Source organism: uncultured Succiniclasticum sp., assembly GCF_902793885.1.
GTDB lineage: Bacteria > Bacillota > Negativicutes > Acidaminococcales > Acidaminococcaceae > Succiniclasticum.
This window is the reverse complement of record NZ_CADBFF010000003.1, coordinates 110,736-137,520: the sequence shown is the minus strand read 5'-3', so window position 1 is coordinate 137,520 and position 26,785 is coordinate 110,736. Positions and strand designations below refer to the sequence as shown.

General features: G+C 48.3%; 21 protein-coding genes. 20 read left to right on the top strand and 1 reads right to left on the bottom strand.

What is annotated here, in order from left to right:
• The first annotated feature begins 8 nt into the window (after positions 1–8).
• From QZV31_RS02620 to QZV31_RS02595, 6 genes are all read left to right on the top strand, one after another.
• Complete coding sequence (locus QZV31_RS02620) at positions 9–1,292, top strand: glycosyltransferase family 2 protein (RefSeq protein ID WP_295357715.1); 1,284 nt, start codon at positions 9–11, stop codon at positions 1,290–1,292.
• Positions 1,293–1,483: 191 nt separating this feature from the next.
• Entirely contained in the window at positions 1,484–4,093 is a 2,610-nt protein-coding gene (locus tag QZV31_RS02615) for an EAL domain-containing protein (RefSeq protein WP_295357712.1), read from the top strand.
• A 317-nt stretch (positions 4,094–4,410) separates the two neighbouring features.
• Positions 4,411–5,085: a Maf family protein gene (locus QZV31_RS02610; RefSeq protein WP_295357709.1), complete on the top strand. Its 675-nt coding sequence runs from the start codon at positions 4,411–4,413 to the stop codon at positions 5,083–5,085.
• A gap of 56 nt (positions 5,086–5,141) precedes the next feature.
• Positions 5,142–6,218, top strand: a complete 1,077-nt coding sequence (locus QZV31_RS02605; RefSeq protein ID WP_295357705.1) for a response regulator — start codon at positions 5,142–5,144, stop codon at positions 6,216–6,218.
• Complete coding sequence (locus tag QZV31_RS02600) at positions 6,146–7,867, top strand: EAL domain-containing protein (RefSeq protein WP_295357850.1); 1,722 nt, start codon at positions 6,146–6,148, stop codon at positions 7,865–7,867. Before QZV31_RS02605 ends, QZV31_RS02600 begins: the two co-directional genes overlap by 73 nt.
• Before the next feature lie 6 nt (positions 7,868–7,873).
• Complete coding sequence (locus QZV31_RS02595; RefSeq protein ID WP_295357702.1) at positions 7,874–10,993, top strand: response regulator; 3,120 nt, start codon at positions 7,874–7,876, stop codon at positions 10,991–10,993.
• 205 nt (positions 10,994–11,198) lie between these two features.
• Here the strand turns inward: QZV31_RS02595 and QZV31_RS02590 are convergent, their stop codons facing one another.
• Positions 11,199–12,485 (bottom strand): DUF4428 domain-containing protein, encoded by a 1,287-nt coding sequence (locus tag QZV31_RS02590; protein WP_295357699.1) that lies wholly within the window; start codon positions 12,483–12,485, stop codon positions 11,199–11,201.
• A 260-nt stretch (positions 12,486–12,745) separates the two neighbouring features.
• On the opposite strand from QZV31_RS02590, the gene QZV31_RS02585 reads away from it, so the two are divergent.
• From QZV31_RS02585 to QZV31_RS02520, 14 genes are all read left to right on the top strand, one after another.
• The gene (locus tag QZV31_RS02585) at positions 12,746–14,434 is read left to right on the top strand and encodes a hypothetical protein (protein ID WP_295357696.1); all 1,689 of its coding nucleotides are present in this window, start codon (positions 12,746–12,748) and stop codon (positions 14,432–14,434) included.
• Positions 14,435–14,475: 41 nt separating this feature from the next.
• Positions 14,476–15,690 carry a zinc ribbon domain-containing protein gene (locus tag QZV31_RS02580; protein ID WP_295357693.1) on the top strand — a complete coding sequence of 405 codons (1,215 nt, stop codon included), beginning with the start codon at positions 14,476–14,478 and terminating at the stop codon, positions 15,688–15,690.
• Positions 15,691–15,814: 124 nt separating this feature from the next.
• Positions 15,815–16,591 (top strand): hypothetical protein, encoded by a 777-nt coding sequence (locus QZV31_RS02575; protein ID WP_295357691.1) that lies wholly within the window; start codon positions 15,815–15,817, stop codon positions 16,589–16,591.
• Between the two features lie 126 nt (positions 16,592–16,717).
• Positions 16,718–17,305 carry a hypothetical protein gene (locus QZV31_RS02570; RefSeq protein WP_295357689.1) on the top strand — a complete coding sequence of 196 codons (588 nt, stop codon included), beginning with the start codon at positions 16,718–16,720 and terminating at the stop codon, positions 17,303–17,305.
• 280 nt (positions 17,306–17,585) lie between these two features.
• Positions 17,586–18,374 carry a hypothetical protein gene (locus QZV31_RS02565; RefSeq protein ID WP_295357686.1) on the top strand — a complete coding sequence of 263 codons (789 nt, stop codon included), beginning with the start codon at positions 17,586–17,588 and terminating at the stop codon, positions 18,372–18,374.
• A 15-nt stretch (positions 18,375–18,389) separates the two neighbouring features.
• Positions 18,390–19,277: a hypothetical protein gene (locus QZV31_RS02560; RefSeq protein ID WP_295357683.1), complete on the top strand. Its 888-nt coding sequence runs from the start codon at positions 18,390–18,392 to the stop codon at positions 19,275–19,277.
• 110 nt (positions 19,278–19,387) lie between these two features.
• On the top strand, positions 19,388–20,956 hold the full coding sequence (locus tag QZV31_RS02555; protein WP_295357680.1) for a hypothetical protein: 1,569 nt from the start codon (positions 19,388–19,390) through the stop codon (positions 20,954–20,956).
• A gap of 100 nt (positions 20,957–21,056) precedes the next feature.
• On the top strand, positions 21,057–21,887 hold the full coding sequence (locus QZV31_RS02550) for a hypothetical protein (RefSeq protein ID WP_093729662.1): 831 nt from the start codon (positions 21,057–21,059) through the stop codon (positions 21,885–21,887).
• 91 nt (positions 21,888–21,978) lie between these two features.
• Positions 21,979–22,914 carry a hypothetical protein gene (locus tag QZV31_RS02545; protein ID WP_295357677.1) on the top strand — a complete coding sequence of 312 codons (936 nt, stop codon included), beginning with the start codon at positions 21,979–21,981 and terminating at the stop codon, positions 22,912–22,914.
• 13 nt (positions 22,915–22,927) lie between these two features.
• A complete protein-coding gene (locus QZV31_RS02540; protein WP_295357674.1) occupies positions 22,928–24,007 on the top strand; it encodes a DUF4428 domain-containing protein in 1,080 nt (359 codons plus the stop codon).
• A complete protein-coding gene (locus QZV31_RS02535) occupies positions 24,000–24,125 on the top strand; it encodes a hypothetical protein (protein WP_295357672.1) in 126 nt (41 codons plus the stop codon). Before QZV31_RS02540 ends, QZV31_RS02535 begins: the two co-directional genes overlap by 8 nt.
• Positions 24,126–24,246: 121 nt before the next feature.
• A complete protein-coding gene (locus tag QZV31_RS02530) occupies positions 24,247–24,876 on the top strand; it encodes a hypothetical protein (protein WP_295357669.1) in 630 nt (209 codons plus the stop codon).
• A gap of 73 nt (positions 24,877–24,949) precedes the next feature.
• On the top strand, positions 24,950–25,450 hold the full coding sequence (locus QZV31_RS02525) for a hypothetical protein (protein WP_295357666.1): 501 nt from the start codon (positions 24,950–24,952) through the stop codon (positions 25,448–25,450).
• 327 nt (positions 25,451–25,777) lie between these two features.
• On the top strand, positions 25,778–26,770 hold the full coding sequence (locus QZV31_RS02520; protein ID WP_295357664.1) for a hypothetical protein: 993 nt from the start codon (positions 25,778–25,780) through the stop codon (positions 26,768–26,770).
• Positions 26,771–26,785: the final 15 nt, after the last annotated feature.

Sequence of the window (26,785 nt, the reverse complement as noted above, 5' to 3'; positions counted from 1 at the left end):
AGGTCCAAATGCATTTCAATTACGATGTGGTGATGATCCCACTCCAGTTGATCATCGTGTTCTTTACCATTTATTATTTCGTCGTATCCTGGTTCGGTCTCTTCGGCAAAATGAAAGAGACGAAACAGTTCCCGGAAAAAAGTACCTTTGCGCTGATCGTCTGCGCGCATAACGAGCAGCAGGTCATTGCAAAGCTGGTTGAAAACCTGAAGCAACTGAACTATTCCGACAAGTTATACGACATCTTCGTCGTGGCGGATAACTGCGTGGATAAAACCGCGGAAGCTGCCCGCAACGCCGGCGCCATTGTGTATGAACGTTTCAGCGAAACGGGGAAGGGCAAAGGCTTTGCCATGGAATGGATGTTCCACCGCCTGTTCGGTCTGGAACGCCAGTACGACGCAGTCTGTGTATTTGATGCGGATAATCTGGTGCATCCGGATTTCCTGAAGATCATGAACAACCACCTGTGCAGCGGGGAGCGTCTGATCCAGGGCTATATGGATTCCAAAAATCCGGAAGACACCTGGGTGTCCGGTATGTTCTCCATTTCCTTCTGGATCGTGAACCACATCTGGCATCTGGCCAAATATAACATCGGCCTTTCCTGCGTGCTGGGCGGTACCGGCATGTGCATTGATACCAAATTGCTGAAACAGTACGGATGGGGCGCCACCTGCCTGACGGAAGACATGGAATTCACCATGAAAGCCCTGATGGAAAATATTCCCACCACCTGGGCGCATGACGCCGTGATCTACGACGAAAAACCGCTGACCTTCAAAGCCGCCTGGAATCAGCGGAAACGTTGGGCCCAGGGACATTTTGACGTAGCCAACCGCTACATCCCCAAAATGTTATGGAAAGGAATTACGGAACACAATATCGTCGTGCTGGACGGCATGATCAATCTGGTGCAGCCGTACTTCCTGCTTGTGTCAACTTTCTTTGTGTTCTGCACGTACATTTACAACCTGGTGCCGTTCTACACCAACGTGTTGTATGAGGTGCTGCCGATCCAGGTATGGCAGATCATCGGCGTGGGCCAGTACATTTTCCCGGTAGCGGTGCTGTGGAAGATTCGCGCTTCCTTTAAATCCTGGCTGTATCTGCTGGTCTATCCCATTTTCATTTACAGCTGGATTCCCATTGTAATGCTTGGGTTCCTGCACCGGAACGAGCACGAATGGTGCCACACGCTGCACACGCGCAGCATCGGCTTCGACGACGTCATCATTCCGGAAGACGTGGTCAATGTGGGACCGAAACAGGTTGCTTTCAGAAAAAAATAAGGATCATATCTCTCTTCTGCAGCAAGGCGGAAGAGAGATTTTTTTATGATTCTGCGATTGTTGTTTCTTGTCATTTTTAAAATTTTCATTTATAATTAATATATATGTGAATTTTTATAACGCTGTTACGTAAGACACACACTTTATCTCCCAAAGTATTTTCTAAAAAATTTCCGAAGGGGAAAATCTGTATGAAACCGTTAACTGACAAAGAATCTTTAGTGTTCACAAACGAGAATTGTGTCGGCTGCAACAAATGCATTAAGGTTTGTAGTTGTGTAGGTGCCTGTATCTCTACCGAACCGGATGAACGTGGCGTATCCCGGATTAATGTTGATCCGAAACGATGTGTCGCCTGCGGCGCGTGCTTTGATGCCTGCGACCACAATGCCCGTTCCTGGCGCGACGATACGGACGCCTTTTTTGCTGACCTGCAGAAGGGCGACAGTATTTCTGTTCTGATTGCCCCGGCCTTTAAGGCCAATTATCCGGATGAATACGAGCAGGTGCTGGGCGGACTAAAAAAGCTTGGCGTCAAACGTTTCATCAACGTTTCTTTCGGCGCGGACATCACCACCTGGGGTTACATCAATTATATCCGGCAATACGGTTTCACCGGCGGCATATCCCAGCCCTGTCCTGCTGTGGTAGCTTATATCGAAAAATATCATCCCGAACTGCTCCCGAAACTGTTCCCGGTGCAGAGTCCCCTCATGTGCGCTGCCATTTATGCCCGGAAAGAACTGGGGATCACCGATAAATTTGCGTTTATCAGTCCCTGTATCGCCAAGAAGATGGAAATCGACGACCCTCATAACAAAGGGCTCGTTCAGTATAACGTCACCTTCGATCACCTGATGCATTATGTACGTTCGCATCAGATTGAAGGGGAGCCGGTAACGGACGAAATCGATTACGGTCTGGGCGCGTATTACCCGACGCCCGGCGGTCTCATGGAAAATGTAAGATGGCTGGTTGGCGATGAAGCGTTTATCCGAGAAATCAGCGGCGAAAAACGCATGTACCGCTATCTGGATAAAAACGCCAAACTGATTGCGGACGGAGAGACTCCGTTTTTGATGATTGACGCGCTGAACTGTGAAAAGGGCTGCATCTGCGGCACTGCGGTGGACCTTAGCATGGCTTCCACAGACAAGGCGCTGTATAATCTGCTGAAGATTCGCGAAAGCGTGAAGAATAATAATAAAAACGACGCCTGGGGCCGGAACCTTTCGGCGCAGGAGCGCATGGACGCCCTGAACAGACAGTTCGCCTCCCTGCGTCTGGATGATTATCTCCGTGAATATACAGACCGATCCGCAGCCTGCCACGTCCGCGAACCGCTGGAAGAGGACATGGAAAAGATTTTTATCTCCATGCGCAAGTTTACGGAAGAGTCCCGCAACATTAACTGCACCAGCTGCGGTTACGATACCTGCAGGCAAATGGCGAAGGCCATCTATAACGGGTTCAACCACCGTGAGAACTGCATTTATTATCTGAAGCGGGAAGTGGAAGACGAAAAAGAGCTGTTGAATTATGAGACCACCCACGATGCGGATCTGCGTATCTGGCGTCGTCGTCTTGCGGTACCGCTGCTGTCTAAAATTATGCGGAATTCCACGGACTGGTCCGTGGTCATGGCTGATATCGACGGGTTCCGGAATGTCAACAGTACCTATGGAACGCAGATTGCGGATAAGGTGCTTCTTACCCTGACGGAACGGTTAAAAACCATTTCCGGGAAATGGCAGATGGAACTGATCCGTTACGCAGGGGATGAGTTTTTATTCCTCATGCCGGATCTGGTGGCGAAGAGCGATCATCCGGCCGTACTGGAAATCCTGAAAGCGTTTTCGGATCCTATCATCCTGGATAATATTTTCCTGAAACTCAGCGCCAGCGTGGGCATTGCCCTGCCGGTGGATAACCTGGAAGCGGAACATCTGATTGCCAATGCGGAAGACGCCATGGACGAAGCACGTCGGCGCGGCAAGAACCAGGTCTACGTGTATTCCGAAGAATTGAAGGACCGGGCCCACGAAGAGCATACCATCAGTGAAAAACTGATTGATGCTATTGAAAACGACAAGTTTTATATGCTGTACCAGCCTAAGGTGGACGTTAAGACAAAACTTGTCAACGGGTATGAAGCGCTGGTACGCATGAAAGACTCCAAGATTGGCCCCGCCCAGTTTATCCCGGTAGCGGAAAAGAACGGCTGGATCTGGCGCATCGGGCGTATCACCACCGAGCTTACCATCCGGCAGATGGCTGTCTGGAGAGGACTGGGGTATCCGTTGCAGCCGGTTTCCATCAATTACTCCAGCCGACAGATCAGCGATTCGGAGTATGTGTCATTCCTGGAAGAAATGCTGCAGCGGTATAATATTCCGTCCAATCTTGTGGAAATTGAAATTACGGAAAGTGTATTCCTGGACCGGACGGCTCATGCCGAACTCCTGCTGGACCGTTTCCGGAAAGCGGGAATTCGTCTGGTCATGGATGACTTCGGCATCGGGTACTCCGCCCTGGGATACCTGACGTACATTCCGGTGGAAACCATTAAACTGGACAAATCCCTGGTAGACAACTACCTGGTGCAAGGAAACGACTCCATCATCAAAGATGTCATCAACCTGTCCCACGATCTGGGGAAGGGTATGGTGGTCGAAGGCGTGGAAACCGGCTGGCAGTATGAACGTCTGAAAGAATTTGGCGCAGACACCATTCAGGGGTATTATTTCAGCAAGCCCCTGGAGCCGAAAGAAGCCATCGCATTCCAGAACGCAAATTCATAGTATAGAAGCTATCGCGTTTTAAAATGCAATTTCATAATATAGAAACCATTGCATTTCAAAATACAATTTTATAGGATTCGTGTTGTGTAGTATCGCCTGTCATGTGACAGGCGATTTTTTTTGCATAGTATATGAACCTGGCAAAAATAATTAACAAAAATTATTTCTATATTATGTAACATTTTTTGGAGAATGTGGTAAAATAGAATTGGTTAATTATGCAATGATGTAAAGTGATTTAAATTTAAAGTGGTTTAATAAGAAAAAACTTTTTATGTTTTCACAGTGTATATCCAAATGATAAAGGTGTAATCATCATGAAAATTATTCTGGCCTCCGGGTCGCCCCGCCGTTATGATTTACTGAAGCAAATAGGCTGGGACGTGGAAGTACGTTCTCTTCCGTTTGCGGAAGTGGAGACGGTAAACGAAGCAATGGAGCAGTTGATACAATTACGAAAAAACTTTTTGTCTGCGGATTCCACTCAACAGGACGTAACGTTTTGCGAAAAAGATCTGGTGCTGCTTTCCCAGTACCGGGACGCAGAGCTTGTCTGCGCCTATAACGCGTTGGGCAAAGGCAAGGCTGCCGCGGCCGTGACGAGAACCTGGACGCCGGTCATCGCCGCCGATACCATTGTCGTACTGGGAAATAAAATATTAGGCAAACCCACAGACCCGGACAACGCGAAGGACATGCTCAGACAGCTGAGCGGCAACGTGCACGAAGTCAAAACGGCGGCTGTCGTGTTGTATCGGGATAAGACGATGCTGCAGGTCATCACCACCAGGGTGCACTTCCGTAAGCTTACGGAAAAAAGAATTGACCGGTATGTCAGCACCGGCGAGCCGCTGGACAAGGCCGGCGCATACGGCATTCAGGGCAAAGGCGTTGCGCTGGTGGCACGGATCGAAGGCAGTTACGATAATGTAGTAGGGCTGCCGCTGATTACCGTTTATAATATGCTGATGAAGCTGCAGGAAGTAACATAGGGAGACGCTGATTTAATGAGTTTCCATAGTTTGCAAATCAGAAAGAAGGATAGTCTATGCTTCAGACGGAGGAACAATTTACTCCTGAAAATAAAAAGCTAATGGTACTGGTTGTGGACGACGAACTGATCAACCGGGAGATTCTCGGGCAGATTCTTTCGGAAGAGTATCATGTAATTTTTGCGGAGGATGGCAAAAAAGGGCTGGCTGCCATCCGCGATCACAGGAACGATCTGGCGCTGATCTTATTGGATCTGGTTATGCCGGGGATACACGGGCTTGATTTGCTGAAGCTGATCAAGAGCAATAAGGAAATGAAACATATTCCCGTGATTGTGCTGACTTCCGATCACAAATCTGAAGTACCCAGCCTGCAGCTGGGCGCCAGTGATTTTATTCCCAAACCGTACCCGTTGCCGGAAATTATCATGGCTCGGGTAAAGCGCACCATTGAGTTGGAGGAAGACCGGAGACTGATCCAGTCAACGGAAAAGGATTCCCTGACCGGACTCTACAACCGTGAATATTTTTTCCGTTATGCCGAACAGTTTGATTTGCGTAACAAAGAAATCCCCATGGACGCGATCCTGGTAAACATCAATCATTTTCATAACATCAACGAACGGTATGGCAAGGAATACGGTAACACGGTGCTTCGCCATCTTGCGGATCTGATCCGGGTGCTGCTCCGCAAAGCCGGCGGCTTTGCCTGTCGTCTGGAGGCGGATACGTTTTTGATCTATTGCCGCCACGGTGAGCATTATAAAGAAATGATGGAGCAGGCTGCTTCGGATTTTGATGATAACGCGGCCGCATCCGGAAACCGGTTTCATCTGCGTATGGGCGTGTATCCTGACGTAGATAAAAGCATTGATATCGAACGGCGTTTTGACCGGGCAAAGATGGCGGCCGACACCGGACGAAACAAGTATGGACAGACGATTTCGTATTATGATAATAAACTTCATAACGAAAACTGTATGAAGAGCAGTTGCTGGATGATTTCCGGAGTGCGCTGGAGCAGCGCCAGTTCCAGGTTTATTACCAGCCTAAATTTGACGTGCGTAAGGACGAGCCTGTCCTCGCCAGTGCGGAAGCGCTGGTCCGCTGGAAACATCCCCGGCTGGGCATGATCGACCCGGGTCTGTTTATTCCGCTGCTGGAAGACAACGGCCTGGTCCAGAAGCTGGACCATTACGTCTGGCAGGAAGCCGCCGCACAGATCCGCCGTTGGAAAGATACGCTGGGCGTTACCGTGCCGGTATCGGTCAATGTATCCCGTGTGGATATGTATGATCCGGAACTCATTTCCATATTTAAAAAAACAATTGAAGAAAATCGGTTAACCACGGCAGAGTACCTGCTGGAAATTACGGAATCCGCCTACACCGATAATTCCATACAGATTATCAACATCGTAAAGCAGCTCCGTAAGTTAGGATTCCGCATTGAGATGGATGATTTCGGGACCGGGTATTCGTCCCTGAATATGTTGTCCATGCTGCCGATTGACGCGCTGAAGCTGGACATGAAATTTATCCGCACTGCGTTCAGCGAGCGAAAGGATACCCGCATGATCGAGCTGATCATCGACATTGCGGAGTATCTGAAGGTGCCTGTCATTGCAGAAGGTGTGGAAACAGAAGAACAGCTCACCACGTTAAAAGCGTTGGGCTGCGACATTGTACAGGGATATTATTTTTCCAGGCCGGTACCGGCGGAAGAATTTGAAACATTTATTATACAAAAGAAGAAACAGTCCGAGGCTGCAAGTGCCGGCGTTACAAAACCGAACCGGGAGGTTGCCGCTATGGAAGGCAGCCATTCGGCACAGGATGCAGACGCAGAAGGGAACGCTTCTGCGGAAGCGGAGCAAAAGCTGAAAATCGTAGAGTTGTATGGCATCGCCCATGCTCTTTCCAGCGATTTTGAAAGAGTGTATTATGTAGATCTGGACACGGAAGAATATACAGCGTTTAAAGCGGAAGACGCCTATGCGGATCTGCATCTGGAGCACAGCGGCTCCAGCTTTTTCCGGGAGTGCAGGAAGAACTTAAAAAAAGTGATTCATCCGGAAGACCTGGAAAAAATACTGGCTGTCATGGAGAAGAAAGAAGTGATCAGCCTGCTGGACAAAATGCCGGTATACTCCATCGATTATCGAAAGCTGGCGAATGGTCAGACGGAATACTGTCGCCTGAAGCTGGCGCGGCCCGGCAGTGAAAGCCGGGGCGTGGTCATCGGCATCAGTAATATTCATACCCAGTCGCTGTACCGGCAGACACAGGAGACGAAACTGCAGAAAGTACACAGGGACAGCCTGACCTATGCCCGCATTGCCCAGGCGCTGGCCGGCGAGTATTTCAGCATTTATTATGTGAACCTGGATACAAACGCCTTCATTGAATTCAGCTCCGCCGATAAATACAAGGAACTGCAAACGGAAAACAACGGCATTGATTTCTTTGAAAGCTGTCTGCACAATGCGCCCCTTGCGGTTCATGAAGACGATCTTGAGACAGTGCTTTACGTGCTGAACAAAGAAAACATGCTGAAGGAATTGAATGAAAACGGAAGTATCTCGGTTACCTACCGCCTGGTTAACGGCGGAAAAAGCGTATATGCCCATATGAAAATCATTCTCATGGAAGATTCCGAAAATGACAGCCGCCACGTTGTGGTAGGTGTCAGCAACATCGACGCCCAGATCAGACGGGAGCAGAAATTTGCGGAAGCACAGGCTCTTGCCAAACAGAACAGTGCAAAACATACAGGAGCGTGATACACAATGGCCAATAATATGGAAAGCAGCAAATCAAACGGTATTAAGAAAGCCGCAATCATAGGCGGTATCATTGTATCGGTTATCTTGATCTTTGGCACCATGTGGATGGGCAGGATCGCAAAAAAAGATACCGAAGATGCCGTACGTTCCGTCAGCCTGTTATATCTTGACGAACTGGCAGGGCGGCGGGAACAGGTCATTGCGTCCAATCTCAAAAAGACGATTGATAATTTTCAGGTGGCAACGGGTCTGCTTGAGCCTTACGATTTGCAGGACATAGACCATCTGCAGGCGTTCCAGCGCAGGATGAAACAATTGTACGGACTGGAAAAGTTTGCCTTTGTGGACAGCAACGGGCTGATTTATACGGCCCAGGGACTGCAGAATGATATTGATTCCTACCAGTTTGATTACCGGGCTCTCACAGGTCCTGAGATTTCCATAAAGAATATCGAAGCCAAAAACAAAAGTGTAATCATCGCCATTCCACTGAAAAAACTCCCGTTTAACGGGCAGACGCTGGTTGCAAGCTTCATGGAAATCGACATGCAGCGTATGCTGGAAGGCGTTTCCCTGCAGGCCGATGGCAATAAAACCACGTTTTGTAACATTTATACAAAAGCCGGAATCCCGCTGACGAATGTGGTACTGGGCGGTCTGTCTGCCGATACCAATCTGCTGCAGGCGATGGAATCCGCCATCTTTGACTCCGGAAACTCCCTGGAAAAGATGAAACAGGATTTTGCCAGGGGAAAAGACGGTTATGTTTCTTTCACATATAATAAAATCGCGGAAACCATGTATTATGTTCCTATCAAGGGGACAACCTGGATGCTTACCTACCTGATCCGGGAAAGCCTGATCAGTGAACAGATCAGTTCCATTACCAACAGTATGATGTCGCGCAACCTGGCGCAGATCCTTCTGACCGCGGCCGTACTGATGGCTATGTTTATGTTCATGCTGCGGCAGATGCGCCGTGCCGCCAGGCTGGAACTGGAAAAAGAAACCTTTGAAGCGGAGACCCGGGTAAAGCAGCAGGAACTGGAGCAACGCCTGTCCTTGCAGGAGAAGCTGCTGGAACAGGAAAAGCAGCGTGTACGTCAGGATAAGATGATCACGGCGCTGGCTTCCGATTACCGAAGCGTTTATTTTGTAGACCTGGATACCGACCAGAGCATCTGTGTCCGTTCCGGCTCCAAACTTCCCGGCGCGCCGAAAGAAGGGGAGAACGTTTGCTTCCATGAATTATTTACCAAGTATGCGGAAAAGTTTGTTACAGACAGTTACCGGGAAGGTTTCCTGAACTTTATTAACCCGGAATCCATACGGGCGGCGCTGGAAAAAGGTCTCGTAATCAGCTACCGTTACCTTGTGAACCGGGACGGGAAAGAAACCTACGAGATGCTTCGCATGGCCGGCGTCCGTCATGCGGAGGACCGGGAGGACCACATCGTCCATGCGATTGGTGTGGGCTTTACGGATGTTGACCAGGAAACCCGGGAGGACATGGCAAAGAATCAGGCGCTCAGCGACGCGCTTACGGTAGCTGAGGAAGCAAACAAAGCCAAAACCGCGTTCCTTTCCAACATGAGCCACGAAATCCGTACCCCCATGAACGCCATCATCGGTCTGGATAATATCGCCCTCAGCGAAAAGGGTCTTTCCCCATCCACGAAAGAATATCTGGAAAAAATCGGGGACTCGGCCCAGCATCTGCTGCATCTGATCAACGACATCCTGGATATGTCGCGCATCGAATCCGGGCGTATGAGCCTGAAGAATGAAGAATTTTCTATTTCGCACCTGCTGGAACAGATCAATACGCTGGTCAGCGGCCAGTGCACCGAGAAAGGCATCAACTACCGCTGCAACATCAACGGGCATATTGATGACTATTATATCGGCGACGATATGAAGCTGCGGCAAATCATCCTGAATATTTTAAGTAATGCGGTGAAGTTTACACCGAAAGAGGGCCATATTGATTTTACCGTAGAACGGGTTGCCAGCTTCGATAATAAATCGACGATGCAGTTTGTCATAAAAGATACCGGCATCGGTATGAGTAAAGAATTCCTGCCGAAGCTTTTTGATGCCTTCAGCCAGGAGGATTCTTCTACAACCAGTAAATACGGAAGTTCCGGTTTGGGCATGGCCATCACCAAAAACATGGTGGACGTAATGAACGGAAAGCTGGAAGTGGAAAGCGAAAAGGGGGCTGGCACCACATTTACCGTGACTGTTACGCTGATGGATTCCCAACGCACCAATGCAATGGATGAACCAGAACTTAATCCCCGCGAAATGAAAGTGCTGGTAATTGACGACGATTCCATTGCCTGCGAACATGCAAGACTGGTGCTGGAAAAGGTCGGCATCCCGGCGGATACGGCATTGTCCGGCAGAGAAGCGGTAGAAAAAGTACGGTTCCAGCATGCCCGGCGCGATCCCTACAATTTAATATTAGTGGACTGGAAAATGCCAGAGATGGACGGAGTGGAAACGGCTCGGCAGATTCGCGGGATTGTGGGCAATGAATCCGCCATTATCATCCTGACGGCCTACCGCTGGGACGATATTACGGAAGAAGCCATCGCTGCCGGTGTGGACAGCTTTATTGCCAAGCCGTTGTTTGCGACAAATGTGATGGAAGAATTCCGTCAGGCTGTGAAACGGAAAAATATTGTAACGATACAGAAAGAGAGAAAGGCGGAACTGAAGGGGCGCCGTATCCTTCTGGCGGAAGATGTGGCTATCAATGCGGAAATCGTCATGATGCTGCTGAGCATGAAGGAGATTGAAGTAGACCATGCTCTCAACGGCAAAATTGCGGTAGAAAAGTTCGCGGAGCATCCGGAAAATTATTACGACGCCATCCTTATGGATATCCGCATGCCGGAGATGGATGGACTGACCGCTACCGCAAACATCCGCGCCATGGACAGGGCGGACGCTAAAGTAATTCCCATTGTCGCCCTGACTGCCAACGCCTTCGATGAAGATGTGCAGCGGAGTTTACAGGCCGGGCTGAATGTTCATCTGAGCAAACCCATTGATCCGGAGCAGTTGTTCAGTACGCTGGGAAGCTTGCTTTGGGAACGGGAAAATCGGGAAGAGTAAATAGTGTTGCAGTGTTGTGAAGTGTGATTCTCATTACGGAAAACTAAATAAATAAGTAAATAAGGCAAACGAATAGCGCTCCTGCTTGCTTTACAGGAGCGCTATAATTTTATGAATCAAAAGTTATATAAAGTTTTATTATGAGAGACGCTGATTATATGAATTTGTACGAATGAATCAGTGTTTCCTTAGGATATGCAAACGGTTACTGTTTCGGTGCTCCGCAGCCTATGCAGAATTGACCCTGATTCGCCGTTCCGCAGTTGGGGCAGGTCCAGCTGCCTGCGCTTGCCTGTTGCGGATAACCCTGTTGTGGCATCTGCCCGGGATAACCCTGTTGCGGATAGCCTTGTTGCGGCATCTGTCCGGGGTAACCCTGCTGCGGATAACCCTGTTGTGGCATCTGTCCGGGGTAACCCTGTTGCGGATAACCCTGCTGTGGCATCTGTCCGGGATAACCCTGTTGCGGATAGCCTTGTTGCGGCATTTGTCCGGGATAACCCTGTTGCGGGTAACCCTGCTGGGGCATCTGTCCGGGATAGCCCTGCTGCGGATAACCCTGTTGGGGCATCTGTCCGGGGTAGCCCTGTTGCGGATAACCCTGCTGCGACATTCCGGCAGCTGCCATACCACCGGCGGCCGCCATGCCGGCCACGCCGCCTACGGTTCCCATACCCGCATTCGCACCCATGCCCATGCCGGGAGTCGGCACGGAGCCCGGGTTACGCAGATTCATCAGCGAAGCGCGGATGTCTTCCGCAATCGCCATATTCTCCTGATAATCCGGCGGATATATAGCGCCGGGATTATTCGCGTTCATGCTGCTCTGAATTCCGTTGATAACAGCGCCTAAGATGCCGGCCGCTGTGCCCATGTTTCCGCCTGCATTAAAGGAAGTGCCCATGCTGCGATTTCCGAAACCGGTGATGCCTCTGGACTGCAGATAGTCGTACCTTACCCAGACGCTGCTGCTGTTCACTTTTATACGCCTGTGACTGCAGTAGGGATGGCTGACATCGATGTTTACGTAAAAATCATAGGAAAAATCATAACGCGGAGGATTGTAGGATACGCTCCGTCCTTCTTCGTCCTTGGTCCGCAGTTCGTGTTTGGATTCGTCAATATCAACGGCAACATTCGTGATAGCGGAAGCGTCAATCACATCTGGATTATCATCCTGCAGATTGCTGGCGCTGGAAACCATAAATTTCCGGTTCATTTCATCCACATAGACCTTGGTGTTTTTGCCGATGGTACGTGTCGCATGGAACTGCGCGACAGCCTGCCGGTTCTGTTCCCGATAGGCAAGCTGTTCCTTGATCTGCTGGGGAGTGGAAGCTTTGCGGGCTTCTGTGGAAAACCAGTCGGAAAGCTTTTCCGCACAGTCGTCGCACAGATTGCCGCCGGACAATTCTTTGCGTTCCGTCAGTCCCATTTCCTTTCCGCAGATAGAGCACTGTCTCTTTTCAAATAAGCTGCCAAAGAATCCCATTGTGAACCTCCTTATGATTAAAAATTAAAATTAAAATACTTTTACAATACTTTTCGGAATGCAATGTTCCTCCTATTTTTTATTATACACATTTCATACGCGAAAATAAAGATTCTGTTTTGTTAAATTCGTAATTAAATTAAATAATTCTTACATGATTTCCGTATTTTTAACAATTTTTCTGCCCGTAGTGATATAATGTAAATTAGAAACAAGCCTTACAGTATCTATTACAAATTTATAGAAAGGAGCGCGACGCCATGGAGGAAACCCGAAAGAAAATGAATCCCCTTCGTATTTTTTGTAAAAACTGCGGCGCTCCCGCAGGTTTCGACATTATACGCCAGACCTACAGCTGCCCGAACTGCGGGCAGGTTTCCGGAATCCAGGAAGTGGAACGGAAGATGAGCCAGTGGCGCGACCTGAACAAAAAGAATATAAAAGCCGGTTCGGCGGGCCAGGCTCTGGAAGAGCACTCCTGTCCTACCTGCGGGGCCCAGGTAATCTTCAAAGCAGGGGAGGCTTCCGGTACCTGTGACTTCTGCGGCAGCAAACTGATCCGGAAGGATCTGCTGCGTCCTGATCAGATGCCGGAACTGATCATTCCTTTCTTTATCACCCCGGAAGAGGCGAAAAAACGGATGCTGGAGTGGGCCCACGAGAATGAAAAAACGCCGGAAGGCCAGGCCGTCCTTTCCAACATGGACCAGTTCAAAGGATATTACCTGCCTTACCAGCTGGCCCGGGGACCCGTGTCCGCCACCGTGACCCGGGATGAAACACAGCGCAGTTTTTACTGCGACGGATATCTGGATGGCACTGCGGTGAACACTTCCAAACAGCTGGACAACCTGACGTTAAACGCCATGGAGCCCTTTGACTGGTCGGAAGCCCGTCCTTTTGAATACGGATATATTGCCGGACAGAATGTAAAACTGTCCGACATTTCTGACGCCCAGACGGAAAAGCGTATCCTACAGGAAGTGGAAGAAGATTTCCTGCCGGAAGTGGAACGGGTCATGCAGACCGAGGGCGTCGACATCCGTTTACGGTCCGGTAATCTGCTGACCATGCCGGTATTGCTTCCGGTTTATTTTATCAAAGCCAAATATAAAGACACGGGCGTAACTGCGGTCATGAACGGCCAGACCGGGCGCATCGCCGTCTCAACCGGGCGTGAGAAAAAATCCAGGCCCTGGCTGTGGAACTGGTTCCTGTACACCCTGGGCACCTTCCTTCTCCTGACATTTTTATTCGGCAATGCATGGGTTGGCCTGTATATCACCTCCGTGCCCTTTATCATTTACGGGGTTATGTTTTCGCAAAACGGCAGTGAGGTAGTGCGTAGCATTGTATTGAAAACGGAAGCCGCCAAAGCGGAACGCAAGGGAAATACCCTTTCCATCGCGGAAGGGGAAGACGTTTTGGAAAACCCCTACGATAACACGCCGGTCTTCCGGGAGAGAAACGACGATGGAAAACTGGTACCGGTGCATCTTCGGTTTTACCCGTTAAGCCGTATGGTTTCCGTTGTTGTGAACACCTTTGTTACGGTGTTTTTGCCGGCCATCATCGCCGCATTCTTCCGTTGGGTCGACATGAAGGAAGGCGAAAAGTTTATGGACAGCTATTCCCCGGGATACGGTGCGGCCTGGTATTGCATCGCCTTCATCATCGCCCTGCTGTATCTGTCAAAAGGGCTTCGCATGGACGCCTTTGACCATCCGTTTATTTATGAGATTCTGGAAAACGGCAAGGAAAAACTCATTGGCGACAGCGATTCACGGAAGCTCACCGTACTGTCCATGTTCGGCGTAGGCGTGAAGGATGAGAACGGCGAAAGATGGGGGCTCATCAAAACGCTGCGGATGATGGGCGGTATAGGTTTGTTTTTAGGTGGTGCGCTGCTGTTCATTTTAATTGGCAGCACAGCGGCGATTATAATGTAGCGGCGTTTATATTTTAGGAATGATTGATAATGGAGCTGAGAATGATGAAAACTTTCAGTAAAACCATCACAAAGCTGACAATTGTTACCGTCCTTTTCTGTCTTTTCTCTTTGCCCTGTTTCGCTGAATTGCGACGGGTACCTGCCGCTTCTATCGTTGAACAGGGACTGACCGCCATAACGGTAGATGCGGAAGGGGCGGAAGATTTCCGCTACGCAGGGCTAAAAGATAAGAGGCACACCTATGTAGGCAAAATCAAACCGGAAAGCAAAATTAAATTTGTGATCGGCGGCTCCTTAAAGAATGCAAAGGAGCTTCCCATCACAGGCCGAACCAACCTTATACGTTTGCAGGTAACCGTGAAAAAAGGCGACACGGTCATTAAGACCGAGAACTTTCGGAAAGAAAACATGAGCAACGTGTTCCTGAACTACACAGTTCCGAAAGACGCGGATACACTGGAAGTCATCGAAGTCTTTACCCTGACCAATAAAAGCAAAGACAGTAAATATAACCAGAAAGTCACCACCGTCAACAAACTGATCCTGTCCGCCAGAGAGGAAGTTCTTACAGCGGCTTTAGGCCAACCGGTAACTACTAACAGTCCGGATAAAAAAACAACGACTGATACTGACAACAAAATAACAACCACTGACTCAAATGACAAAAAAACAACAGTCGACGCAAACAATACTAACGGCGGCAGCGGCAAAAACACCGAAAAGACTGACGGAAAAAAGGGCAAGGGCACCGAAGAAAGCCCGGAGGCTGAAGCAGCCAAGCGTTTTACACGTATCGTTTCCGGCACGGCGTTTCTGGTATTTCTTGCCGGCATCGGTTTCCATTTCTTCGTAAAGAACAGGAAAAGCAACAAGATCGCTTCCGACCGACTGGCACGTAAAGAACAACTGCGTCTGCAGGCGATTGAACGCCAGAAACAACTGAAGCAAAACAACCGGCCTGAAGAAATGCAGGAGGAAATACAGCGGACAGACGGTCCCACTGAGGACACGCTGACTCAGGATAATACCCCGCACGATCTTCCCCAGGCAGGGGAACCAAACGCAGCAGCGGCAGCAGCCGGTGCTGCACAGACAGGCGGGCCAAACGTTGCGGCAGCAGCCGGCATTGCACAGGCAGTCGAACCGAACGCAGCGGCAGCAAACGGTGTTGCACAGACGCCCTATTGTCAGAATTGTGGCGCGCCGCTAAAAGCGAACAGCAAGTTCTGTGAAAACTGCGGCAGCAAAGTCTGACGGTGTAAACAAAACTATCACGCGCGTATGTTGAAACTTCTGATATCATGCAGGAATTGTAATATGGTGCTAAACAAAATAGCCATCACGCGCGTATGTTGAAACGGTAAGGAGGCGATTTCAATTGATTAAGAAAATAATAGCAGTCTGTTTTCTGATTTTTGCAATGGCATTACATGGGACCGTGCTTGCCGGGTCCGGTCCCAACGGCGCGGGTCCGGATGTACGTGACCCGAAGTATTATGAAGCCATGGACAAAGTATATCTGGGTACCTGGGAATGTACCAGCGATCCTCATTCCACGCTGACCATCAAGGAAGCCAACCCACAGACCGGCGGCTATTACGTGGACTTTTTCTTTTACCGGCTGGCCCATGCCGACGGCTACGCCAACATCAGCGGCGATAAGCTGTCCATCAATCAGGGTTCTGTCAATGACGACCAGGACTTCCGGGGGATTTTTGAAAAAACGCAGACCGGTATCCGCTTTACCGTTACCGAGTCCGGCTTTAACTATCTGAAACCCGGCGAAACATTTGAATATAAAAAGATGAGCGGAAAACCGGCGGTAGCTGATACGGACATTCTCGGAAAATGGACCTTGCGCAGCTGGGCTAATGCGAGAATCGTATGCTACGAATTCACCAAAGAGAATCACTGGATTGCGTATTCCCCCCGGTGGGTAGGCCCAAATCCAAAGTCAAAAACGGATGAAAACGGCGTATTAAAAGCGGTGGCAGCAGGTCATTATAAAATCCAGCATGAAGGGAATTACAATCCGGTTTTCAAATTATTTGAGGCAAACGGAAAGTTTTACGCGTATGTTACCATTGACCAGGACGACCGTTGGAAAGTATTGTCTATAAACGGGGAAAAATCCTGGTTTTACAAGGAAAACTAATCAGTGTTTCCTTAACGCTGCGAAAAGGCAATGCATGTTTACAAGTTTCGAGTGAAATGGTAAAATATGTATATTCTTAATGGCGTCAAATTAAGAACTAGTAAAGGCTAAGGAGGATGATTCAACATGAACAAAATAACCAAAGGCTTGTTGGCCGGTGCTGTTGTTGTATCGTTATTTGCTACTATGGGCTGTGGCGGCGGCGACAAAAAGAAAGAAGACCCGAAACCTGCCACCACAACTACGACGCAGAAACAGGATAAGGCTCCGGAAGTGAAACAGGCAAAAGTTAAACCGGTTCCCAAATCCAGTATGTACAGGTATGCGTTGCATCTGGACGATGTGAACAAACTGCCGCCCATGACAGACGAAGTCATTAAAGAATTTGAAAAACAGGCAAAACCCATTAAGATTGCAGAAAAAGATCCCAAGAAACATCGTGCCGGGATTTGGACATTCAATAGCGCCCCTCAAAGGAAAGGCGCGCAGGTTTATACCTATCGCTGGACTGCGGAACTGGATGGGCATCACGACAGCCAGTTTGAAAATGACAAAGGCAAAAAGATTAACGAACAGCACTTTGCCCACATCGAAATGACCACCGACGGGAAAACGGAAAAACTGCGCAGCGTTCGCGTGGTTAAATACCATGTAACCAAGGAAACCGGTGAAAAGGGCAAGCTGGAAGAACTTTACAAACAGACTTATAAATAATTTCATAACAGACGTTTTGCATGGAGAGGAAATGAGTTTCCTCTCCATTTTTTGTAGCGAACTGACGTTAACTTTTTCTATCTGACTAAATGTTTTCGTTGAAATGAATTGCCACAAATTCGCATATTTTCCTGTAATGTATGCTATAATAATTAAGGAAACGCTGATTAGTTTGTCCACACGCTGACAGATGCTTTTTGCGACTGACTAAACGAATAATCGTCATGAAGCGCTTTGGTTATAAACGTATTCATTGTTTTTTGGGGAGGTGGAAGGCAGGATGATAAAGAGAGAATCGTTTTTTTCGATTATAATTGGTTTGTTTTTACTGATCATCTCACCTCTGATCGTTCACGCCGCTCCGGAAGAGATACAGCCTGTGAAAGCAGGTGAGTACCACTGTGTTTCGTATCCCGGTATAGGGACCCGGGTTCTTACACTGTTCCGGGAACCGGACGGCACGGTATATTTTTCGTTGGAAGGAAGAAATGGGTACGGACTGAAGAATAAAGACGCTTTTAACCGGGAAGGGCAGTGTTGCACACTGGCCGGCGTTTTCCGTCAGGAAGGAAAGCGCGGGATTATGGACGCAGGTTCTGTTGACTTTTCGCATCCCATGGAATTACAACTCCATCACAAAGCACCGGTTAAAATTATATACCATGCGGAAATCGCAGGGGATGAGATACACATTACCCAGGTAAAAAAAGATAAAACCGGATTTACCGAATTTATTGAACTGACGGGGATTTACAGATATAAGCAAACGGATCAGAAACCTCCTGTCATCAACCGGACGCTGGCGCTGTATCGGGTGGAAAATCTTCCTGGCAACGCAAAGAAGGCCGGCTTCGATCCCCGGAAAGTCGTTGAAACAAAAATGAATACATTTGCAGACAGTGCTTACGACAATACACAGAGCTGGGCGATCGAAATCTTTACGGAGGACAGAAAACATTACGATTACTGTGTAGCCCTGAACGGCAGGCATATTTTTAAACTTACCGGCCTGGGGCTGTGGCTCATTGTTAAGGATGGCATTCCCTGTGAAGGTGAGATTCCGAAATAGAGGAGGATTTTTTCAATGAAAAAAAGTTTGCAACTTTTATTGGCGGCTTTTTGCTTTGCAATTATGTTGTTTTGTATTTCAGAACCGGTAACCGCTGCGCCCGCTATTAACAAAGACGCGCAAAGGCCAAAAGCAACAGTAAATAAAGCACAGAACCGGCCCATAGCAGAATGCTATCAGAACAAAGGTGAAGTGTGGCCGCCTGCACCCGGACGTTATGAACGGAAAAATCCCAACGGCCTGTGCAACGCTTATCTCAACGTAACAGTATTGCCGGATCAATGGCCGGTAATCAATCTGCACGCCTGCGAGTATAACGGCCCCAACGATGAACACGGCTGGGAAGCGCTGGATACCAACCCCGGCATCTGGCTGGGCGGTTCCATGCAGCCTGCGCAGATGGGTCTGGCAGTACGTTTTATTATTGGTGCAAAAACGATTGGCATGTACAGGGGAAACGGAATCCTGGAAGCGCTGCCAAACCAAAAAGTCTTTTTGCATAACAGCGGCGTTAAATCGTTAAAGGACCGGATCATCATTGATTACCCCGGAAATAAGGCAGAAGGTCTCCCGGACATCCGGGGCGAATATGTACTGAACAAAATGGCACAGGGAACCAATGATGAATACGCCGCATACGCATTAATCGAAAACCTGCATCAAAGTGAAACAAAAACCGATTTCTTTGATAAGAATCTGCAAATTAAACCGCAAGCCATTACAGGCAGTGAAGCAGCCCCTTACAAAAATCTGATCGGCGATTCCGGCTTTGCCGTTAAAGTGTTCCGGAACGGCGCGCCGATCCGCACGTTTATTGTGCCTCAGGATCTGAGCGCGGTGTACCGCTTCGATAGCAACGGCAATTCCGTTATGATTTATAATATCGACGGCTCAAAAGGATAAAATATCGGAAGGATACAGACCAATACACACATCTTGCTGAACGCTTTTTTTGAAGATGCAGTGAAAGTGTATAGTACCATACTGAACGTTCAGGAAGGAGTTGAGGAAACGTGGAGACCCGGTTTGGATCGTTAGGCATTTTTTTAGTAACGTTCTTTATTGGCGGCGGTTTAGTGGATACGGCGGTTCATAACTCGACTTCCTACTTCTCCTTTGAATTTATTGCCTGTGCGTTGCTGGGCCTGCTTCTGGTACTTGGATCCTTTTTGATTTTTTACGCACTGGTATTACCGGCCTGGACTGACAAACATTATACGCTGAAAAACGAATTGACCGGACTGGTGAAAGAAGATCAGACGGGAAAGCAAGACAGCGATGCTACGGAACGTCTGATTACGGATTTCCGGAACAGCCTGCGGGAATTTTTCGACAGGCCGGGACTGCCGGAGAACAGTCCGCTCCAAAACACCGCAACGCAACTGTATTGGCACATTCTGTATCTGCAGAAACGCCGCATGGAACAGCTGGGCGTCACCATGGATTTCGATGCGGTGCGAAAACGGTATGGTGGGGTATCGGTCACCAAAAACAAACACTTCGACGGCAAGTATATGATTACTGACGCGAAGGAACGCATTGAAGCTTCCCGCATCTATAAAAGAGACCACAGGACGATCCATGAGAAAAAGGACAGCGAGCTGGCTCATTACACTATTCTGAATGCCAAGCAGGCGACAAAAGAGAACAGTATCATCTGTCCCAACTGCGGCAACCCCACCACCCGGGAAAACCTGCTGGACGGCTGCGATTACTGCGGCACGAAATTCACGGTGGAAGACCTGGGCAACCGGGTCAGCAGCTTCGGTCTCCGTCAGGATTACCAGGTTGCCTATGATAAGTACACGGATGCCCGGGAGCATTACGGCACCCGAGCGTTTTTGCTGGGAGCCGTGCCTGTCTTTATTGTGTGCATGATTTATGGCCTCTTTGTAATGGACGACCTGGATGCAGGACTGTTTATGCGTCTCACGGCCACGTTCTTCACAGCGGTGTTCTGCGCTGCATTGATGGGCTACATTGTAAAATACGGTTTTTGGGTGACCTTATTTCCCGTGCTGCAGTTAAAACAGTCCTTAACCTACCGGTCCAAGAAAAAACTGGATGAACTGAAACAGCGCGAATCGAAGAACGAGGTACTGGAAAAAGAAATCCGCGCCTTTGACAAACGTTTTTCTCTGGAAAATTTTTTCAGCAATATCCAGAACAAGCTGGCGGCGATCCATTATGCATCCACCGGCTCCCAGGCCCACGCCTTTGCCACTGTGGAGCTTTCTCCCTATTTGGAGTATTATAACGACGTGGCTGATATGGATGTGACCGAAATGTCTCTGCTGGATTTTCACTGCGATGAGAAAAGCCAGCACATCCACATGAAAGCTATCGCCAACCTGACGAGGGTAACCGGCAACAGCTGCAGGGAAACAACCGAGACCGTGGAACTGCAGCTGATTAAAAGCGCAGCCTGCAAGACCCAGGCGGTGTGCGGTCCGTCTGTTCTGAAATGCAAAAACTGCGGGGCCAGCATCTCACTGCTTAATGGCGGCAAATGCGAATACTGCGACTCGGAACTGAACCTTTGGGAACACGACTGGGTCATTGCGGATTATCAGGTTTTATAGAAATAGCGACAGGGATTTCGTGCAGGAACTGTTTTTTAATAAAGCAACCAAAATAAATTTTATAAAGCATAATAAGTAACTGACAGGAGGCGAGAACACTATGAACAGATTTTGGAAATTGTTATTATGCGCAAGTCTTTTTCTGACAATGATTTTCAGCAGCGGGTTGGCCAATGCAGAGCCAAAAGCAATTGACGGGGACTGGCCGCCGGCATCCGGTGTCTACTTGCGTAAAACAGCAAGCGGGATTCCCAATGGACGGATTGATGTAGTTGTTGTGAAAGGTTTTAATAATAATCCTGCTGTTCTTGTGGGTGTGGAAAGCCGTAACTATGAAGGAGACAGTTATGAAGGTTCTGACATGGCGCCCCGGATTTATATCGCAGGCCACATGTACATACCTATGAGTTCGCCTGAAGTAATTCTGACCCACGGTTATACCGATAAACGAAATCCGACGCCGGATCCAAAAGTTTTGCCTCTCATGACCCATGTGGTATATGACGCGAGGATCAGCAATAAGGCCATCACATTAGAGCCCCAGTATTTTGACGGAGCCAAAGTCCGGGCCATGCGTACCGATCCGGATCTGGCCGGAACCTATGTGTTTGAGAGCGTTCATAATTCTCCGTCCGTATTTATGGCCATCGCCTGGGTACGGCAGCAGAACCCGAAGCTGACCGGGCTGGAACCGGGCCGTGATTACCGTTATGAAGATGATTATATTGCTGACGTGAGGAAGATCAGCTATCCGGGCATCCAGGCAATCCGGCCTCCTATTGCACCGAAAGAATATTTTGAATTGAAAGCCTATGATGGCAATAAACTGATACAGACTTTTTTAGTCAGCCGGGACTTTAATCAGATTTACAGAATCAAACCAAACGGCGAAGCCATGTTAATTTTTAACAACCAGGGCGGAGTAGGCTGATGGAAATTGCCAGGAAATCATTTTGCATCTGATGCATAATTCTTTTGCCACGTAAAACAGATATGTGCTTGAACAGGGAGGCTCTGCAATTGTGAAAAAATTATTACTTTCCTTTTTACTCGTTGCGTGCTGTTTTATCTTTCCGTTGCCGTCTCACGCGGCCGTAATGCCGGACACCTCCGAAATCCGGGATGGAATACGGTTTTCGGAATGTGTACGCCCCTATGACGGAGGTGTGCTGATCGCCAATTACGGTTCCCAACATAAAATGCCCGGCATCGACGAAATCAAAGGCTATATTCTGTACCGGAAAAACGGGCAGACCAAAACACTGATTCCACCCGGTGTGCTGCATTACCCGTCAGGCATGGCGGTTAAGGACGATTACCTGTTTGTCTGCGACGGCGACCATCTTCGCGTTTACAATTTGCAGCAGCCGGAAAAAGCGCCCCAGACTATCACATTTCCTAAACCTTATTGGCTGAAAGCGGCTGCTATTGATGGGAACACACTTTACGTTTCTTCGGACAACGTGGGGCAGATTTTTACCCTTGATATCACCCATCCGGAAAATATGAACCGGGTGCAGCCGAAAAAATGGTTTGAGCTCCAGGGCGTAAAATGTATGGCAGTGGGTAACGGTGTCATGTATATCACGGCCCCTCCTGAAAACGGCCCGGATACAGAAGAAGCAGATATGGAAAACGTAATTTACCGGGTCACAGACCTGCATCATCCGCAGGCGGAAAAATTTATCAGCAAAAAGGTATATTCCGGCAATCCCGCTGCCGATAAAAACGTCTCTGTTTATTATGAGGGCATAACACTTTCGGAAGACAATTACGCGCTGTATGTAGCAGACCACCGGGTAAAGACGGGAGCCATCCTCGTTGTCGATATCGGAACAAAAGAAATGCGAACGATTTACGAAGCGGAAGGACTGGACCCGGCAGACCTCACACTGACAGACAAGGCATTGTTTATTCCCGACATGAAGAACCATCGCGTGCTTAAACTGGAATTGTAAGGAGGTGCTTCTTATGGGATTTTTCGACAGTATATTTGGCAAGAAAAAAGAAGAAAAGAAACCGGAAGAAAAACGGATCTGCCCGGTCTGCGGTAACAGTTTTACAGGCAGGGGCATGAATGTTCACGACGGCATCATCTGCATGGACTGCTGGGAACTGGTGATGGATGACTTTGAGATGGGCAGAATGGATGAAGATAAGGAATTTTATATCGCTCCCATCAAAGCAGCCGTACTGGCCAAAAAAGGTGAAATAGCCTCCGATAAAGCAGCCAAAGCGGAAAAACCGAAAGCCTGTCCCATCTGCGGCGGAAAAATGCCGAAGTTACTGACGGTGGAAGTGAAAGACGGGTACATCTGCGATGAATGCTTCCATACGTTTAATGAGCTGGAAGAAAACGGTGAAACCGATAAAGTGCTGGAAGATACAACGCTGAAAGAACTGTCCGCCCTGATTGCCCTGGCTGATAAACAAAAAGCGGCCAATGAAAAACGCAAGGAACAGGACACCTGTCCCGTCTGCGGAGCCAACGTGTCCGAGAAATCCACCGGTTCCCTTTGGGGCGATATCAAACGGTCGGTTAAGGATGAAATTCCTAAATTTGTTTTGTTAAAAGATAACCAAAAAATCTGCGAAGAGTGTGCGGAAAAAGTCCGCCTCCTGTATCCGGTTCAGTATTCGAGAAAATACGCCGGCGACGGCGAATACGAAGATGTTTACAATGACACACTGAATACAATTACACTGGCGGAATACAAACAGGCTTTAGCAGACGTTAAAACAAAACGGAAAGAATTGGAAGAGCAGTACGGAAGCTGCGAAGCCGTTTTATCTGTAAGCAGTACGCATGAAAATAAACGAAACGGAAAAACAGAATACCAGATCAGAGGAAGGATACTGTACGGCAAAGCGTCCAAAGGCGATATGATCCAGGTGGCACAGAATGGTTCCAGTAATTTAATGCGTATAAAATGGTTGCAGCAACCTAACGGCGAAGCTGCTGACAGCGTCGGGGAAGGATATTACGCCATCGTGACTGTCGCGGAAAACACTTCCTGTATTCATCCGGGAGATACCCTGATCATTGTGTAAGAGCAGCTTTATTTTTGTCTGGCAGTATGACGGCACGGCGCAGGAAGGATATCCTTTCCAGTTTGCGTTTACCAATAAGTATCTGCCCGTAGAGGCGGGGGATTTGATTGTGAAGTAAGGTGAGTCCATGTATCTGTGCATGCATGCACCCATGCACAGGGTTTAAAACTTTGCCTTAACAGATAATAGGTTAGCTGCAATTTTTGCTAATATAAACATTTATGTAAGGAGGCCTGATTATGATGAAAAAGAAAGTGTTGGCATTGACGTTAGCTGCTTTTGTAGCCTGTGGCGCTGCCGGATGCGGCGGCGAGGAAAAGAAACCGGCGCCGAAACCGGAAAACAAGCAGACTACAAATGTCAAAAAAGACGAGAAACAAAAGGCTCCGGAGAAAAAAGTCGATCCGGCAGTAAAACACGCGCAGGAAGTAATGAAGCTTCCGCATGTTGCCAAGTATGACAAAATGTCGAAGGACGCGTATCCGCATCTGAAATGGGGCAGCACCGGTTACAGTTACAAAGACTATCCGGGCAAGGGCAAGGAAGGCAAAGGCGCCCTGCTTGCCTACGGCGAAGTAGTGGCCGGTTTCCACCGGACCCTGGCCAGCGATGACAGACCCACGTTTAAACTGGATGACGGCAGGGAAGTCAAAGGCTCGGAAAATTATGATATCGAAGTACTGGTCGGCGGATGCAAGGGCAACTGCGTCATCGAAGCAACCAGCACGTATACCAAGCGTATGGACCCGGCTTCTTACAAGAAACCGCACGTTGAGAAAAAGGTCCTGGTACCCTTTGACAAAACCTATGTGCGTCACGATGAAAACGGCAAGAAGTGGGTTACCCACGAGAAATGCGGAACGAAATAATTATTACGGCTAACGGGCTGGCTAGTTATTGACCGTTCTTAACACTTTACACATTGGGGAGGTGTTTCGTATTTTGAAACGAATCGTATTATTTCTACTCACCATGCTTTCCATCTTGTTTTCCGCCACCAGTTTTGCCCATACGATGCCCGAATCGGAAATGTTCCTGCGGGGCATCGGACCCAAAACAACACTGGCCCAGGTCAAAACCGTCTACGGTGAGCCTGCCAGCAAAGACGAGTTTAAGGGCGAAGGGGTACGCGTTGTAACCTACGTTTACAGTCCTTTATTCAAAGTATTCGGCAGAACCTATGCGGAAGATACTTCACCGGATGAGAAGTTAACAGTTGTCGGCTACATGGTAAAAGATAAAAATATAACCACGCCGTCCGGTTTTTCGGTGGGAATGCCGTATCAGGCAGTCGTGAAAAAGTTCGGACCCGGAGAAAAATTTAAAAACTATAACGGAAGAATCGGCTATATTTACGGCTTTAACAACGACGTGAAGACGTTAACGTTTTATGTAGACAAAGAGGATAAAATTTCTGAAATCAATCTGGGAACGGATTTTTGATCGTCAGTATATTTGTTTTAACCGGACAGCGCATACTGTCTGGTTTTTATTTTCTGTGTGCGCTTACTTATAATAATGCGAAACGCAGCGACCCCGTGCTTGGCTATAATAAATTAAAAAGAAATAATTTTTTTAATTCTCCTTACGCCTTAGCATCTTCAGCATGAGGGAAATTTTTGTGCTATAATAAAAAAGTAACAGTTTAAACTTTCAGTTCTTCCAGTGTGAAAAAGGAGGCATGACAAAAACTCTTTGGATTTTGTTTTTAAATGCGAATGCCTGATCAGTAACAGAGAAAATGAAGATTACCGATAAGGAGGGTGAAACATGAAGCCGAAAAAAATATTTGCACTTACGCTCGCCCTGGTGGCGGCGCTCAACCTTACGGGCTGCGGCGGCAGTGGAGGAGGAAATGATAAGAAAGCCGATCTTCCCAAGAAATCCGTGCCTCCGATTGTAGAAATGGTTCAAAAAGAAGGCACCGAACTAAAAAATCAAAATGTGAGCATCAAAGCCCTCAAACTGGAAAGCGCTGTTAAAGATTTGTCCAATGGTGCCTACATGCCCCCGATGCGTTATCTGGACGGCGCGTTCTATACCGTTTCCAAAAATAAGGATATGGTGAAGCTCGTCCTCAAAGATAAAAAACTCGTGGTGGACCAGCCCTCGCTGGCAAAGAACGTCAGCTTCATCACCGGCGTTGCAGGCAATCGTTTGTTTTTCCGCCAGCAAGTTCAGGGCAAGACCCGCACGCACGGGTTGGAAAAAGATAAGGATATCGGAGAGATTTACGCCAATCTGGGTTATTTGACGCCTACTACTGATAAAAACAACGCGCTTGCCTGGACGAACAGCGGCTCTTTCCTAAAGACACAGGCTAAATCGGACGGTATTTTCCCCGTGCCCAATGCGAAAGAGGCCGGCGGCTACCTGCCTCAGAACGATCCCTATACCACCTGCGGCTGGTTCAGCATACACGACAACCGCGCTTTGGTCAAAGGGCGCGTTAAGAGCGAGGCTCCCAATAACCATTATGTTCGTGAACACGAACTGGATATGCGTCTGGTCAGGTCATATGGTCCCAACAAAGATTTTAATTTCGGCAGCTTTTATCTGACGGATGACTATATGGTGCATGCGCGCTCGAACAGCAAAGGATTGGACATTTATTCCCGAAAGGACGCAAAGCTCGTAGCTAATTTCACGCCTAAGGAATTAGGCATTAACTCTACCTTTGGCTGTCAGATTGACGGAAACACAATCGCGCTGCTGGACCATTGGACGGGCAATCCCAAACTCGTGCTGATTTCGTTTAAATAGAAATGGAAGTCGTCC

Coding starts and splice junctions, on each gene's coding strand:
- QZV31_RS02620 (WP_295357715.1), top strand. CDS start 9: ATGCATTTCAATTACGATGTGGTGATGATCCCACTCCAGTTGATCATC.
- QZV31_RS02615 (WP_295357712.1), top strand. CDS start 1,484: ATGAAACCGTTAACTGACAAAGAATCTTTAGTGTTCACAAACGAGAAT.
- QZV31_RS02610 (WP_295357709.1), top strand. CDS start 4,411: ATGAAAATTATTCTGGCCTCCGGGTCGCCCCGCCGTTATGATTTACTG.
- QZV31_RS02605 (WP_295357705.1), top strand. CDS start 5,142: ATGCTTCAGACGGAGGAACAATTTACTCCTGAAAATAAAAAGCTAATG.
- QZV31_RS02595 (WP_295357702.1), top strand. CDS start 7,874: ATGGCCAATAATATGGAAAGCAGCAAATCAAACGGTATTAAGAAAGCC.
- QZV31_RS02590 (WP_295357699.1), bottom strand. CDS start 12,485: ATGGGATTCTTTGGCAGCTTATTTGAAAAGAGACAGTGCTCTATCTGC.
- QZV31_RS02585 (WP_295357696.1), top strand. CDS start 12,746: ATGGAGGAAACCCGAAAGAAAATGAATCCCCTTCGTATTTTTTGTAAA.
- QZV31_RS02580 (WP_295357693.1), top strand. CDS start 14,476: ATGATGAAAACTTTCAGTAAAACCATCACAAAGCTGACAATTGTTACC.
- QZV31_RS02570 (WP_295357689.1), top strand. CDS start 16,718: ATGAACAAAATAACCAAAGGCTTGTTGGCCGGTGCTGTTGTTGTATCG.
- QZV31_RS02565 (WP_295357686.1), top strand. CDS start 17,586: ATGATAAAGAGAGAATCGTTTTTTTCGATTATAATTGGTTTGTTTTTA.
- QZV31_RS02560 (WP_295357683.1), top strand. CDS start 18,390: ATGAAAAAAAGTTTGCAACTTTTATTGGCGGCTTTTTGCTTTGCAATT.
- QZV31_RS02550 (WP_093729662.1), top strand. CDS start 21,057: ATGAACAGATTTTGGAAATTGTTATTATGCGCAAGTCTTTTTCTGACA.
- QZV31_RS02540 (WP_295357674.1), top strand. CDS start 22,928: ATGGGATTTTTCGACAGTATATTTGGCAAGAAAAAAGAAGAAAAGAAA.
- QZV31_RS02530 (WP_295357669.1), top strand. CDS start 24,247: ATGATGAAAAAGAAAGTGTTGGCATTGACGTTAGCTGCTTTTGTAGCC.
- QZV31_RS02520 (WP_295357664.1), top strand. CDS start 25,778: ATGAAGCCGAAAAAAATATTTGCACTTACGCTCGCCCTGGTGGCGGCG.